Source organism: Gluconacetobacter liquefaciens, from assembly GCF_003350405.1.
In the GTDB taxonomy this organism is placed as follows: Bacteria; Pseudomonadota; Alphaproteobacteria; order Acetobacterales; family Acetobacteraceae; genus Gluconacetobacter; species Gluconacetobacter liquefaciens.
The window spans coordinates 214,994-227,465 of record NZ_QQAW01000006.1; the positions used below are offsets into that span (position 1 = coordinate 214,994).

Sequence of the window (12,472 nt, forward strand, 5' to 3'; positions counted from 1 at the left end):
GCCATGACGATCGGACCCAAGCTTGCCCTCCGGCAGGCCCAATCCCTGGTCATGACGCCGCAGTTGCGGCAGGCGATCCTGCTGCTGCAACTCTCCAATCTCGACGCCTGGTCCGTGGTCGAGCAGGAGATGGAGCGCAACCCCCTGCTGGAGCGCCCCGAGACGGCCGACGCATCGTTGCCGGCCTTGGAGGGCATACCGCGCCACCCCGTCCTGCCCATGCTCGGCACGTCCCGGACTCCGGGTACATGGCACGATCCGCAGGATGGCTTGGCCGGCCCCGCCCCGCCGCTGCACGAACGACTGGCGGAGCAGGTACGGCTGTCCCCCTTCGATGCCGACGAGCGGCGGATCGCCGCCCACCTGATTACCCTGCTGGATGCCGACGGCCGTCTGGTCACGCCTTCCGCCGATATCGCCCAGGCGCTCGGCATTCAGGCTTTCGGCATAGGGCCCCAGGGCGCCGGAGCGGCGCAGGTCGAACGGGTACGCCTGGCCATGATGCAGTTCGAACCGACCGGCCTGTTCGCTCACGATCTGGGCGAATGCCTGGCCGCGCAACTGCGGGAGCGCGACCGGCTGGACCCGGCGATGGCCATGCTGCTGCGGCACCTGGACCTGCTGGCCCGGCGCGACCTGCGCCGATTGCGCACCCTGTGCGGCGTCGACCAGGACGATCTGGCCGCCATGATCGCGGAAATCCGCGCCCTGTCGCCCCGCCCGGCGCTGGACGCGACGACGCACGAAGCCTGCATCATCGTACCCGACATCCTGATGCTGCCGGCAGCGGACGATGACTGGATCATCGAGCTCAATCCCGACACCATGCCGCGCGTCGTGGTCAATTCGGCCCTGACCCTGCGAACCGCGCTGCGTGACGCGGACCGGCCCTTCCTGACCGAACGCCTGGCCAGTGCCAACTGGCTGGTCCGCGCGCTTCAGCAGCGGGCTGAAACCATCATCCGCGTGGCCACCGCCATCATGCGCCGGCAGAGCGATTTCCTGGCCCATGGCGTCAGCCACCTGCGGCCACTGGTGCTCCGCGATATCGCCGAGGCGGTCGGGCTGCACGAAAGCACCGTGAGCCGGGTGACGGCGAACAAATACATCGCCACCCCACGCGGCCTGTTTGAACTGAAATATTTCTTCACCACCGCCATCCCTGGGCGCACGGGCAGCGGCGATCATAGCGCCGAGGCCGTGCGGCACCGGATCAAGCTGTTAATTTCACAGGAATCCGATCAGGACATCCTGTCCGACGATGCAATCGTGAACAATTTAAGAAAGGAAGGAATAGACATTTCCCGCCGAACCGTGGCCAAATACCGCGATGCGCTGAGGATACCCAATTCGGCGCAGAGAAAACGGGAAAAGGCTTTCGAAGCCTGACGCCATGCCCGGTGGAACACGCATTACGGACCGCCGGCACGGTTCCGTCCGGTTTCGGACGCTCCTCCATGCAAGGGGTGATGTCACATGCAGATCAGTGTCGCTGGCAAACAGATCGACCTCTCCGACGCCCTGAAACACCGAGTTACGGGCCATCTCGATCGGCTTGCCGACAAATATTTCGATCGCGCCCTGGAAGCCCAGGTCACCTTCAGCCGCGCGCGGTCCTTCTTTACCTGTGATATCAATCTTCACGCCGCGCGGGGCCTGACCCTGCGGGGCGAGGGCGAAGGCACGGATGCCCACGGCGCCTTCGATGATGCCGCCGAACACATGGCCCGCCGCCTTCGCCGCTATCGCGAGCGGGTCAACGACCATATCCGCACCCTGCCCCGCCGCAAATCACCGGAAATGGGGCGCAGCTACATCCTCCGCCCCTCCGACGATTCCGGGCTGGCGGCGGACGGCGCGGCGCAGGATTCCGGCGCCCATGCCACCATCATTGCCGAACGCCCGTCGGAAATCGCCACGCTGAGCGTCAGCGAGGCGGTGATGCGCCTCGATCTGGCGGCCTCTACCCTGCTGATGTTCCGCAACAGCATCAGCGAGCAGATCAACGTCATCTATCGCCGGCAGGACGGCAATATCGGCTGGCTGGACCCGTCTCCCGGCTGACGCCGGGGGGGGGCAACCCCGCTGCCGGGACGATTGGTATCGTCCCGGCCGGTCTGGCAGGGGCAGCTCAGTGCAGCAGGGCGGGCACCATCTCGTGTTGCAGGATCGCCTCCACGGCCGTCTCCTGGTCCTCGGTCAGGGCCATCGGGGTTCCGTCCGCCGCGTGGATGGCGAACGCATCTTCCCCCTCGATGATCACGGGCTTGATATAGGCAACCCGCGAGACTCCAAGCGCCCGCATCTGGATATCCGTCAGATGACGCACATCGGCGGCCATGGGCGTATGGTCGGCCTGGAGCACGACCTGCCCGTTCTGTGTCGTAATTCTCATGATTCGATCCTCCGTAAGGACGATTCCCCATCATGCGGCGATCGTCCCGTTGGCCAGCGCGCCTGTCGTGTCATTGTTCGCGGGCTGACGGCCATGTCGATAGCTGGAGATCTAAAAAAGCGGACTTCACGGCCCGCAGGCCGTTCAATCGTCCTCAAGCGCCCGCACGACGCGCTGTGGGCGGGCTTTCGGCAGGTCGATCTCGGTCGGTGCCCCGCCCGAACGTCCCTGCGTGATCTCGATCAGCTTCACGCGGACTTCGGGCTGCGGCCTTACCAGATCGATATGGAGCAGGCCATTATCAAGCCAGGCCCCACTGACCTCGATCCCTTCGGCCAGCACGAACGCCTTCTGGAACTGCCGCGCGGCAATGCCCCGATGCAGGAAAACGCGCCCCTGCGTGTCGTCGGTCTGCCGTCCACGGATGACAAGCTGATTGTCTTCCTGCGTGATCTGCAGATCATCCATCACGAATCCCGCAACTGCGAGCGAGATCCGGAGCGACGTGGCGTTCAGTTGCTCGATATTATACGGGGGATAGCCATCGGCCGTCCCTTTCGACGCGCGTTCCAACATCTGTTCCAGATGGTCAAACCCCAGAAACATGGGGGATCCAAAAAGTCTACCCGACATCAAGGCCTCCTCAACCGAGCGAGACGATCACGCGGACCCGCCTTCGGCGTCCGCGTCGTCATGATATGGGACGCCCGGCCCGTTCCGCAAGGCCGCGCGGGAACGCCGCGCCGCCATGCTGCCTGACGCGCGCGTTCCTACTGGCGCGCGCGCGCCAGGATCGCTACATCGCCCCTATGATCAGTCACGACGAAATCGCCGCCGCCACGCCCATGCCGATCCTGGTGGCCCCCCAGGCCATCCTGCGCCAGAAGACCCGCCTGGTCCGGCCCGAGGACGAGCCGATGCTGCGCGACGCCCTGCCCCGCATGTTCGCCGCGATGTACGAGGCGCCGGGCATCGGCCTGGCCGCGCCGCAGGTCGGCATGGGCCTGCGCTTCGCCATCGTCGACCTGGGCGAGGAACGGCAGCGCGAACCGCTGGTCCTGATCAATCCCGAAGTGATCGCGGAATCGGAGACCCTCGTCTCACGCGAGGAAGGATGCCTGTCGCTGCCGAACCAGTATGCCGAGGTCGTCCGCCCCCAGCAGGTGCGCATCCGCTACCGCACCCTGGACGGTGCCCAGCAGGAGATGGAGGCCGACGATCTGCTGGCCACCTGCATCCAGCACGAGATCGACCATCTGGAGGGCATCCTCTTCGTCGATCATCTCTCCACGCTCAAGCGCAACATGATCATGCGGCGCCTGGCCAAGGAACAGCGCCAGAAACGATAAAGGCTGGAGACCCGTCATGCGCCTGGCCTTCATGGGCACCCCCGATTTCGCGGTGCCCGCGCTGCTCGCCCTCCACGCGGCAGGGCACGAGATCGCCGCCGTCTACAGCCAGCCGCCCCGGCCGGCCGGGCGCGGCCAGTCGGTCCGCCTGTCGCCCGTCCATCAGGCCGCCGAGACGCTTGGCCTGCCGGTGCGCACGCCCGCGCGCCTGCGGACCAACGCGGACGAACACGCCGCCTTCCGCGACCTGAACCTCGATGCCGCCGTGGTCGCCGCCTACGGCCTGATCCTGCCGGCGGCGATGCTCGATGCCCCGCGCCTGGGGTGCCTGAACATCCATGCCAGCCTGCTGCCCCGCTGGCGCGGCGCAGCCCCCATCCAGGCCGCGATCCTGGCCGGCGACAGCGAGAGCGGCGTCACCATCATGCGCATGGACGAAGGGCTGGATACCGGCGCGATGCTGCTGTCCGACCAGGTTGCGCTGACGCCGACCACCACCGCCACCACACTGCATGACGCGCTCGCCGCCATGGGGGCACGCCTGATCGTGACGACCCTGAGCCAGCCGGTCGGCCCCGGCCAGCCCCAGCCGGAACAGGGTGTAACCTACGCGGGCCGCCTGACGCGCGAGGACGGGCGCATCGACTGGTCGCGCGACGCCGCCGCGCTGGACCGGCAGATCCGGGCGCTGACCCCCTGGCCCGGCACCTTTACCACCCTGGACGGGCAGGTTCTGAAGATCGGCGGTGCCGCCCTTGTTTCAGCCCCCCGTTCCGCGCCACCGGGGACCATTCTCGACGACGCGCTGACCGTGGCCTGCGGTCAGGGCGCCCTCCGCATCACGCGCATTCAACGGCCCGGTCGCGGCATGATGGATGCCGATTCGTTCCTGCGCGGCCAAGCCGTAGCGCCCGGAACGGTCCTGGGCTCGTGACCGCCGACGCGGGTACCGCGCCCGAACCGGCCGTAGAGCGCTGGGCCGTCCGGATTGAATATGACGGCCGCCCCTTCGTCGGCTGGCAGCGCCAGATCACCGGCCTGTCCGTGCAACAGGTGCTGGAAGAGGCGGCGGGCCGCCTGGCGGCGGGTCGCCCCGTCGCCAGCATCACCGCCGGCCGCACCGATGCCGGCGTGCATGCAACCGGTCAGGTCGCGCATCTGGATTTTCCCACGGGCACCGGACTGACGGGCTCCAAGGTCCGTGATGCGCTGAATTTCCATATGAAGCCCCACCCGGTCGCCATTCTTCAGGCCATGCCGGTCGATAGCGCATGGAACGCCCGGTTTTCCGCCAACCGCCGATTTTATCGCTACCGGATCGTGAACCGGCGCGGCCGGCTGGCGCTCGACGAAGGCCGCGTCTGGCTGGTCAAGCGCGCCCTCGACATCGACGCGATGAACGAGGCGGCGCGACAGCTTCTGGGCCGCCACGATTTCACATCCTTCCGTGCCAGCGCCTGCCAGGCCAAAAGCCCGCTGCGCACGCTGGACCGGCTGGCGGTCATCCGCCACGGCGAAGAAATCACGGTCGAAGCCGAAGCCCGCTCCTTCCTGCACCATCAGGTCCGCAACATGGTGGGCACGTTGAAACTGGTGGGCGAAGGCACCTGGGCCCCCGAGCGCGTCGGCGAGGCCTTGCGCGCCTGCGACCGCCGCGCCGCCGGCCCCACGGCACCGCCGGACGGGCTGTACCTGACCGGCGTCGGCTACGATCCCGACCCCTTTAGCCTGTCTTCCTGACCGCACGGGCCCGAGCAGCCGGGGAGGATTCCCCGCCCGTCCGGGACATGCGGCCTATCGGCCGCCGTGCCCCGACGGCAGCGCCAGAAAATCCTGCCATGGCGCATAATGCGGCGGCAGCACGGACGAGACCCCGCTCAACGCCATGATGGCGGCGGCAATGGCCAGAACCACCAGCAGCGCCCGCCATACCCCCAGTGCCAGCCCCGCCCGCGCGACAAACCAGGTCAGCCAGAGATTATAGGCGAATATGATCCCGTTCAGGAGCAGCGCCGAACGCGTCACGCCCACTGCGGCGGGCATAAGGCCCGCGACGACCGCGACCGCCGCGAGCATCACGAACAGGACCAGCCAGTCGCACCACAGGGCCGCCGCCATGTAGCGCGGCCACAGGGCCTCGCGCCCCCACAGACGGGCCAACTGGTGGGTCAGGACCACCGGCGTCAGAACCAGGCACAGCGAGAACACGATCTTGGCGCCGCTCAACATCGTCGGCGCCTGCGCCAGCGTCAGCACGCCGCCGACCAGCCACAGGGCGACACGGGGCGCCAGCGCCGCCAGCACGGCATCGGGGGTGTTGCCGAAACAGCTCATGCCGTCACGCCTGCCACGGCCCAGCAGCATCATGCCCCGGAAGATACCCCCGGGGGAGCCGGGCATCGGTCGGGGCGGCGCGCCGCGTCCCTGCGTCATCCCATCAGCCTTTCGATAAACGCCGCGTAGATATCGGTCAGCGTCCGCAGGTCGGTGACGGACACATTCTCGTTCGCCTTGTGCATGCTGGCGCCCACCAGGCCGAATTCGGCGACCGGGCAATAGCGGCTGATGAAGCGCGCATCCGACGTGCCGCCACCCGTATCCAGCCGGGGCTGATGCCCCGTCACGTCCTGCACGGCTTCGACCAGCAGGCCCAGTTGCGGCGTCGGCGGGGTCAGGAACGCTTCACCGCTGACACGGATATCGATCTCCGCCCCCGGCGCGCGCGCCCGGACGGTCTCGGTAATCCATCGTGCCAGATCCTTGCCTGTGTGCAGGTCGTTGAACCGGATGTTCAACCGGGCCGTTGCCCTGGCCGGAATGACGTTGGTGGCCGTGTTGCCCACATCGACAGTCGTGACCTGCACGCTCGAGGGCTCGAACCACTCCGACCCCTTGTCCAGCGGATGGGCCGTCAGGTCCGACAGGATCGCCATCAACCGGTGGATCGGGTTGTCGGCCCGTTGCGGGTAGGCGACGTGACCCTGAATGCCATGGACGACGATGCGCGCATTCAGGCTGCCGCGCCGCCCGATCTTGACCACATCGCCCATATGCTCGGGGTTCGTCGGTTCTCCGACGATGCAGAAATCGGGGATCTGGCCATTGGCCGCCATCCATTCCAGCACCTTCACGGTGCCGTAGGTGGCGGGGCCTTCCTCGTCGCCGGTAATCAGCAGGCTGATCGACCCGTTCAGCGGCTTGCCGCCCCCCAGGTGCCGCGCCACCGCGCTGACGAAGGCGGCGATCCCGCCCTTCATGTCGCAGGCGCCGCGCCCGTACAGCACGTCACCCCGCACGGCGGCATCGAACGGCCCCGTGGTCCAGCCTTCGTCGCCCGGCGGCACCACGTCGGTATGGCCGGCGAAACAGAGATGCGGACCCACCATGCCCAGCCGGGCGAACAGGTTGGCCGTGCGCTCCGCCCCTTCACCGAACGGCAGGTCGATGACATCGAACCCCAGCCGGCGCAGCACGTCGCCCAGCACGCCGATCGCCCCGCCGCGATCGGGCGTGACGGATGGCGCGCGGATCAGTTCCTGCGCCAGATGCAGCGCATCGACCAGTTCCGGCTCCATGACGGCGCCGGTCAATCGCGGAGCAATTCGTTGATCGAGGTCTTGGCGCGCGTGCGCTCGTCCACACGCTTGACGATCACGGCACAGGCCAGCGACGGCAGCGGCGCGCCATCGGGCCCTGTCGGCTGACGCGGCGGCAGCGTGCCGGGCACCACGACCGAATAGGCCGGCACGCGGCCCACGAACACCTCGCCCGTCGCCCGATCGACGATCTTGGTCGAGGCGCCGAGAAACACACCCATCGACAGGACGCTTCCGCGCTCCACGATCACGCCCTCGGCCACTTCCGACCGTGCGCCGATGAAGCAGTCATCCTCGATGATCACGGGGGCGGCCTGCAACGGCTCCAGCACGCCGCCGATGCCCACGCCGCCGCTGATATGGCAATTGCGCCCGATCTGGGCACAGCTTCCGATCGTCACCCAGGTATCGACCATCGTGCCGCTTTCGACGCGCGCGCCGGCATTGACGAAGCTGGGCATCAGCACCACGCCGGGCGCGACATAGGCCGAACGCCGGACGATCGCGCCAGGCACGGCACGGAAGCCGGCCTCGGCAAAGCGCGCCTGGTCCCAGTCGGCGAACTTCAGCGGCACCTTGTCGTAGAACGGCGCGGGAGCGCCCGGCATCACCGCGCTGTCATTCAGCCGGAACGACAGCAGCACCGCCTTCTTGAGCCATTCATTGACCACCCAGCCGGAATCGGAGGGGGCGGCGACGCGCAGCGTGCCGGCATCCAGCCCGGCCAGCGCCTGCTCGACCGCCTCGCGGTCGGCACCCGTCGTCGCGGAGGACAGGGTATCGCGCCGTTCCCACACCGCCTCGATATGGGTCCGAAGGGCGTGTGCGTCGTTCATATTCCTGCAATCCTCTGTCCGCGCCGGCCCGGCCGGCGCCCATTTTCGCCATGTGTTTCGCTATGTGGCGGGACCATGCGAAGGATGCCCCCTCCTGTCAACGCATCTTGCGATGCGTCGCCACAGGCCCGCCTCGCCTTATTCGCCGCGGATCAGCGTACCCGGACCAGCCTCGGTAAACAGCTCCAGCAGGCAGGCATGCGGTACCCGCCCGTCCAGGATCACCGCCGCCTTGGCACCGGCACGCACCGCCTCCAGGCAGGTTTCCACCTTCGGGATCATGCCGCCGCTGATCATGCCGCTGGCGATGCCGCGCCGTGCTTCCTCGGCCGTCAGTTCCGGGATCAGTTCGCCGTTTTCGTCCAGCACGCCGGGCACGTCGGTCAGCATCAGCAGCCGCGTCGCATGCACGGCCCCGGCAATCGCGCCGGCCGCCGTGTCGGCGTTGATATTGTAGGTTTCGCCCTTCTCGCCGATGCCCACGGGAGCCACGACCGGAATCAGCCCCGACCCCGACAGGGCATAGAGCACGCGGGGGTCGATGCGCACCGGCTCGCCCACGAAGCCCAGATCCAGCACCTGCTCGATCTGGCTGTCGGCATCGCGCACCGTGCGGCGCAGGCGGCGCGCGGCGATCAGGCCGCCATCCTTGCCCGAGATGCCCACGGCCAGCGCGCCGGCCTGGTTGATCAGCCCGGCCACCTGCTTGTTGACCTTGCCCGCCAGGACCATCTCGATCACATCGACCATCGCGGCGTCGGTCACCCGCAGGCCGTCGACGAAGGTCGAGGGAATCTGCAGCCGGTTCAGCATGGCGCTGATCTGCGGCCCGCCGCCATGGACGACCACGGGATTGACCCCGACCAGCTTCAGCAGCGCGATATCATGCCCGAAGGCGTTGGACAGGGAATCGTCCACCATGGCGTGGCCGCCATATTTGACCACGATCGTATCGCCGGCATAGCGACGCAGGAACGGCAGCGCCTGGGCCAGCACGGCGGCGCGCTCCTGGGCGTCCTTCATCGTCTGGACGATATCGCCGGTAGTCTCGCTTGTCGGTTGGCTCATCGGGTCGTGCCCTGTCTTGTGCTCGTGATCAGGATAAAACCGGTTCGTCCGCCGGCGGCAGGGCCAGACTGGCCAGGCCGGCCCGCAGTTCGGGCATGCCCAGCCCGCTCTCGCTGCTGGTCAGCAATATTTCCGGATAGGCGGCGGGATGCTGGCGCGCCAGATCGGCCACCTGGGCGCGCTTGGCTTCCAGCGGGCTGGGCTTGAGTGCGTCGCACTTGGTCAGGACGATCTCGAACGTCACGGCGGCACGATCCAGCAGGGTCATGATCTCGCGATCCGACGCCTTGATCTCGATCCGCGAATCCAGCAGCAGGATGACGCGCTGAAGCGTCGGCCGCCCGCGCAGATACGCGAACATCATGCCCTGCCAGTCTTCCTTCACATCCTTCGCGGCCTTGGCGTAGCCATAGCCCGGCATGTCCACCAGCGTCAGCCGGTCGCCGAGGTTGAAGAAATTGAGCTGCTTGGTGCGCCCCGGCTCGGACGAGGCGCGCGCCAGCGCCTTGCGCCCGGTCAGGGCGTTGATCAGGCTGGACTTGCCGACATTCGACCGCCCGGCGAAGGCGATCTCCGGCACCGTGATCGGCGGAAGCTGCTCCAGCTTCTGCGCCCCGAAGAAAAAGTCGCACGGCCCGGCAAACAGCAGCCGCCCCGCTTCGCGCAGGCGCTCCTGCTCCTCGGGCGAAGGCGCGGGGGTGACGAACTCCGACATCAGACCAACCTTATTTCCGCTTGGCCGGCTTCGGCGCGGGCGTAGGCGCCACCACGGCCGCGGTCGGCTTGGTCGCGCCCTGGATACGACGCTGGATGACCATCTGCTGCGCCATCGTCAGCAGGTTGTTCCAGCAATAATAGATGACTAGGCCAGCCGGCTGACGCGCCATGAAGAAGGTGAACAGCACCGGCATCACCTGGAACACGCGCTGCTGCGCGGGGTCCATCGGCGCCGGGTTCAGCTTCTGTTGCAGGAACATCGTCACCCCGAACAGGATCGGCCACACACCCAGTTGCAGGTAGGGCGACAGCACGTTCGGGTCCCACGGGATCAGGCCGAAGAGATTGAACAGATTGGTCAGGTCCGGTGCGGACAGATCGTGAATCCAGCCGAAGAACGGCGCATGCCGCATCTCGATGGTGATGTACAGATCCTTGTACAGGCTCCAGAACACCGGAATCTGCACCACCATCGGCAGGCAGCCGGCAGCCGGATTGACGCCTTCGGTCTTGTACAGCGCCATCATGTGCTGGTTCATCGCCATCTGGTCGCCCTTGTACCGCTCGCGGATCTCCTGCACCTTGGGCTGGAGCTTGCGCATCCGGGCCATGGAGCGGAACTGCCGCGTCGCCAGCGGGAAGAAGAGCGCCTTGACCAGCAGCGTGAAGGCCATCAGCGCCAGGCCGAAATTGCCCAGCAGCGTGTTCAGATAGTCGAGCACATAGAAGATCGGCCGCGTCAGGAACGCGAACCAGCCGAAATCGACGGCCTTCCAGAAATCCGGGATATGCAGGCTGGACTGATACTGCTCCAGCAGGTTGACTTCCTTGGCGCCGGCAAAGACATGGCTGGCGGTCGAGGCCGTCGCACCCGCCCCCACCACGGTCGGCGTCTGCGCGATGAAGCCGACCTGATAGACGCCCGCCCCGCCATTGGCCTGATAGCCATAGCTGCCGGTCACCGGCACGCCCTGCTGGGGCACCACGGCGGTCAGCCAGTATTTGTCGGTAATGCCGGCCCATCCGCCCTGCCCGGCCTTGGTCCAGGACGTGTTGCCCGGCGGCGTCGCACCGGTGCGCAGGCTCTTGTAGCTGCTCTCGTCCAGCCGCCCGTCAACGACCGAAATCGGCCCCTCATGCACCAGATACCCGCCCGTTTCCTCGGGCGTGTAGGCACGGTTGACGCGGGCGAACGGATAGAGCGACACCGGCTGGGCCGAATGGTTCACGATCCGCTGCTCGATCGCGAACATGTAATGCGCGTCGATGCCGACGACGATCTGGAAGGTCACGCCTTCGCCGTTATCCCACGACAGCGTCACCGGATGGTCGGCCGTCAGCTTCGGCGCGTCGGCGGTCCAGACGGTGCTGGCATCGGGCACGCGCACCTGGCCGCCGGCCAGGTTCATCCAGCCGATCTCGACGTAATTGGGCTGCGGGTCGTGCGCGGCTTCGAGGATGCGCACCAGCGGGCTGCCGGCGGCCACCGTCTCGTGATAGTCGCGCAGCACCATGTCATCCAGCCGCGCGCCCAGCAGGTCGATCGACCCGCGCACGGCCGGGGCGTCGATCTCCAACCGCGTTTCCGCCTGCGGCGACGCAACCGAAACCGGCTGCGAACTGACGCCCGCGACGGGTGCCGCCGGACGGCGCGCGTCGGACGGCGGCGTCTGCCGGTTGGTCTGCGCAGCCTGCTGCGCGACCTCCTGATGGGTCTGCTTCGGCATGAAATATTCGAAGCCAACCAGGACCATGGCGGAAAGCAACGTCGCCACGATTAAGCGCTTGGTATCCATCAGCGACCGGCCAGACTCTCGTTATCTATGGGAAGAACTGCGGGGGGACGAACAGCAGGAGGCATGCGCCTGCTCTCGGGTGGGCACGGGATCGTATCCGCCGATATTCCACGGATTGCAACGCAAGATCCGCCAACCGGCCAGAAATGCGCCCCGCAAGGGGCCATAGGTGCGGATCGCGTCCTGCGCATATTCGCTGCACGAGGGCACGAAACGGCAATTCGGCCCCAGGAGCGGGCTGACGAACCGCTGATAGACGCGAATCGCCCCGACCAGTGTCCAGACCGTCGCGGCCCGGACCAGACGGATCATTCCGCCCCCCGCACGCCGGCCTTGCGCAGGGCCCGCCGCAGGTCTTCGACCAGGGCGGAGAACGCGCGCCCGCGCGTCCCGTCACGGCCGATCACGACCAGATCGACACCCGTCAATTGCTGCTCACGCGTCACGACGATCCGCACGGCCTCGCGCAGACGGCGGCGTGTGCGATTTCGAATGACGGCGTTGCCGACTTTCTTCGTTACGGTGAATCCGACCCGTGCCGGGTCGGCATCGTCACGGCCCAATGCCTGAAGCACCAGTCCAGGAGACGGCACCTTGCGCCCCTTGGATGCAATCCGGAGGAACTCGGCACGCTTCTTGAGACGGACGGAACGGTCGGCCACTCTTCGCAGCCCCCTCTAACGCGCTATCCGGACCCGGATCGGAAGAACCGGGC

Annotated in this window: 15 protein-coding genes; 5 read left to right on the forward strand and 10 right to left on the reverse strand. The window is 67.2% G+C overall.

Annotated elements, in window-relative coordinates:
- The first annotated feature begins 3 nt into the window (after positions 1 to 3).
- Together rpoN and hpf are read left to right on the forward strand one after the other, a co-directional pair.
- Positions 4 to 1,389 carry an RNA polymerase factor sigma-54 gene (rpoN, locus tag C7453_RS12195; RefSeq protein WP_114727800.1) on the forward strand — a complete coding sequence of 462 codons (1,386 nt, stop codon included), beginning with the start codon at positions 4 to 6 and terminating at the stop codon, positions 1,387 to 1,389.
- An 87-nt stretch (positions 1,390 to 1,476) separates the two neighbouring features.
- Positions 1,477 to 2,064, forward strand: a complete 588-nt coding sequence (gene hpf, locus C7453_RS12200; RefSeq protein ID WP_114727801.1) for a ribosome hibernation-promoting factor, HPF/YfiA family — start codon at positions 1,477 to 1,479, stop codon at positions 2,062 to 2,064.
- 67 nt (positions 2,065 to 2,131) lie between these two features.
- Here the strand turns inward: hpf and C7453_RS12205 are convergent, their stop codons facing one another.
- Positions 2,132 to 2,395, reverse strand: coding sequence for a DUF1150 family protein (locus C7453_RS12205; protein ID WP_114727802.1), 264 nt, complete (start codon positions 2,393 to 2,395; stop codon positions 2,132 to 2,134).
- A gap of 144 nt (positions 2,396 to 2,539) precedes the next feature.
- Positions 2,540 to 3,028: an Hsp20 family protein gene (locus C7453_RS12210; RefSeq protein WP_114727803.1), complete on the reverse strand. Its 489-nt coding sequence runs from the start codon at positions 3,026 to 3,028 to the stop codon at positions 2,540 to 2,542.
- A 176-nt stretch (positions 3,029 to 3,204) separates the two neighbouring features.
- On the opposite strand from C7453_RS12210, the gene def reads away from it, so the two are divergent.
- From def to truA, 3 genes are read left to right on the forward strand one after another with little or no spacing between them, the layout of a single operon-like run.
- A complete protein-coding gene (gene def / locus C7453_RS12215; RefSeq protein ID WP_114727804.1) occupies positions 3,205 to 3,744 on the forward strand; it encodes a peptide deformylase in 540 nt (179 codons plus the stop codon).
- Positions 3,745 to 3,760: 16 nt separating this feature from the next.
- The gene (fmt, locus tag C7453_RS12220) at positions 3,761 to 4,678 is read left to right on the forward strand and encodes a methionyl-tRNA formyltransferase (protein ID WP_114727805.1); all 918 of its coding nucleotides are present in this window, start codon (positions 3,761 to 3,763) and stop codon (positions 4,676 to 4,678) included.
- The gene (truA, locus tag C7453_RS12225) at positions 4,675 to 5,484 is read left to right on the forward strand and encodes a tRNA pseudouridine(38-40) synthase TruA (RefSeq protein ID WP_114727806.1); all 810 of its coding nucleotides are present in this window, start codon (positions 4,675 to 4,677) and stop codon (positions 5,482 to 5,484) included. Before fmt ends, truA begins: the two co-directional genes overlap by 4 nt.
- Positions 5,485 to 5,538: 54 nt before the next feature.
- On the opposite strand, the gene C7453_RS12230 is transcribed toward truA, so the two are convergent.
- The 8 genes from C7453_RS12230 to rnpA all read right to left on the reverse strand — a co-directional run bounded on the left by C7453_RS12230 (position 5,539) and on the right by rnpA (position 12,419).
- Positions 5,539 to 6,177 (reverse strand): hypothetical protein, encoded by a 639-nt coding sequence (locus C7453_RS12230; RefSeq protein WP_114727807.1) that lies wholly within the window; start codon positions 6,175 to 6,177, stop codon positions 5,539 to 5,541.
- Positions 6,174 to 7,319: a succinyl-diaminopimelate desuccinylase gene (gene dapE / locus C7453_RS12235; protein ID WP_170143213.1), complete on the reverse strand. Its 1,146-nt coding sequence runs from the start codon at positions 7,317 to 7,319 to the stop codon at positions 6,174 to 6,176. The genes C7453_RS12230 and dapE overlap by 4 nt, the downstream gene beginning before the upstream one ends.
- 11 nt (positions 7,320 to 7,330) lie before the next feature.
- On the reverse strand, positions 7,331 to 8,176 hold the full coding sequence (gene dapD, locus C7453_RS12240) for a 2,3,4,5-tetrahydropyridine-2,6-dicarboxylate N-succinyltransferase (protein WP_114727809.1): 846 nt from the start codon (positions 8,174 to 8,176) through the stop codon (positions 7,331 to 7,333).
- Between the two features lie 138 nt (positions 8,177 to 8,314).
- Positions 8,315 to 9,244 (reverse strand): acetylglutamate kinase, encoded by a 930-nt coding sequence (gene argB, locus C7453_RS12245; RefSeq protein ID WP_174787987.1) that lies wholly within the window; start codon positions 9,242 to 9,244, stop codon positions 8,315 to 8,317.
- Positions 9,245 to 9,272: 28 nt separating this feature from the next.
- Entirely contained in the window at positions 9,273 to 9,959 is a 687-nt protein-coding gene (gene yihA / locus C7453_RS12250) for a ribosome biogenesis GTP-binding protein YihA/YsxC (protein ID WP_114727810.1), read from the reverse strand.
- A 10-nt stretch (positions 9,960 to 9,969) separates the two neighbouring features.
- Complete coding sequence (yidC, locus tag C7453_RS12255; RefSeq protein ID WP_114727811.1) at positions 9,970 to 11,757, reverse strand: membrane protein insertase YidC; 1,788 nt, start codon at positions 11,755 to 11,757, stop codon at positions 9,970 to 9,972.
- Positions 11,758 to 11,778: 21 nt separating this feature from the next.
- Entirely contained in the window at positions 11,779 to 12,069 is a 291-nt protein-coding gene (yidD, locus tag C7453_RS12260) for a membrane protein insertion efficiency factor YidD (protein ID WP_114727812.1), read from the reverse strand.
- Positions 12,066 to 12,419: a ribonuclease P protein component gene (rnpA, locus tag C7453_RS12265; RefSeq protein WP_114727813.1), complete on the reverse strand. Its 354-nt coding sequence runs from the start codon at positions 12,417 to 12,419 to the stop codon at positions 12,066 to 12,068. The genes yidD and rnpA overlap by 4 nt, the downstream gene beginning before the upstream one ends.
- Positions 12,420 to 12,472 lie beyond the last annotated feature (53 nt).

Bases quoted from the DNA above. Each gene is read 5' to 3' on its own strand.
- def (WP_114727804.1), top strand. From the start codon at position 3,205: ATGATCAGTCACGACGAAATCGCCGCCGCCACGCCCATGCCGATCCTG.
- dapE (WP_170143213.1), bottom strand. From the start codon at position 7,319: ATGGAGCCGGAACTGGTCGATGCGCTGCATCTGGCGCAGGAACTGATC.
- fmt (WP_114727805.1), top strand. From the start codon at position 3,761: ATGCGCCTGGCCTTCATGGGCACCCCCGATTTCGCGGTGCCCGCGCTG.
- argB (WP_174787987.1), bottom strand. From the start codon at position 9,244: ATGAGCCAACCGACAAGCGAGACTACCGGCGATATCGTCCAGACGATG.
- yidD (WP_114727812.1), bottom strand. From the start codon at position 12,069: ATGATCCGTCTGGTCCGGGCCGCGACGGTCTGGACACTGGTCGGGGCG.
- C7453_RS12205 (WP_114727802.1), bottom strand. From the start codon at position 2,395: ATGAGAATTACGACACAGAACGGGCAGGTCGTGCTCCAGGCCGACCAT.
- hpf (WP_114727801.1), top strand. From the start codon at position 1,477: ATGCAGATCAGTGTCGCTGGCAAACAGATCGACCTCTCCGACGCCCTG.
- yihA (WP_114727810.1), bottom strand. From the start codon at position 9,959: ATGTCGGAGTTCGTCACCCCCGCGCCTTCGCCCGAGGAGCAGGAGCGC.
- yidC (WP_114727811.1), bottom strand. From the start codon at position 11,757: ATGGATACCAAGCGCTTAATCGTGGCGACGTTGCTTTCCGCCATGGTC.
- dapD (WP_114727809.1), bottom strand. From the start codon at position 8,176: ATGAACGACGCACACGCCCTTCGGACCCATATCGAGGCGGTGTGGGAA.
- C7453_RS12210 (WP_114727803.1), bottom strand. From the start codon at position 3,028: ATGTCGGGTAGACTTTTTGGATCCCCCATGTTTCTGGGGTTTGACCAT.
- rpoN (WP_114727800.1), top strand. From the start codon at position 4: ATGACGATCGGACCCAAGCTTGCCCTCCGGCAGGCCCAATCCCTGGTC.
- C7453_RS12230 (WP_114727807.1), bottom strand. From the start codon at position 6,177: ATGACGCAGGGACGCGGCGCGCCGCCCCGACCGATGCCCGGCTCCCCC.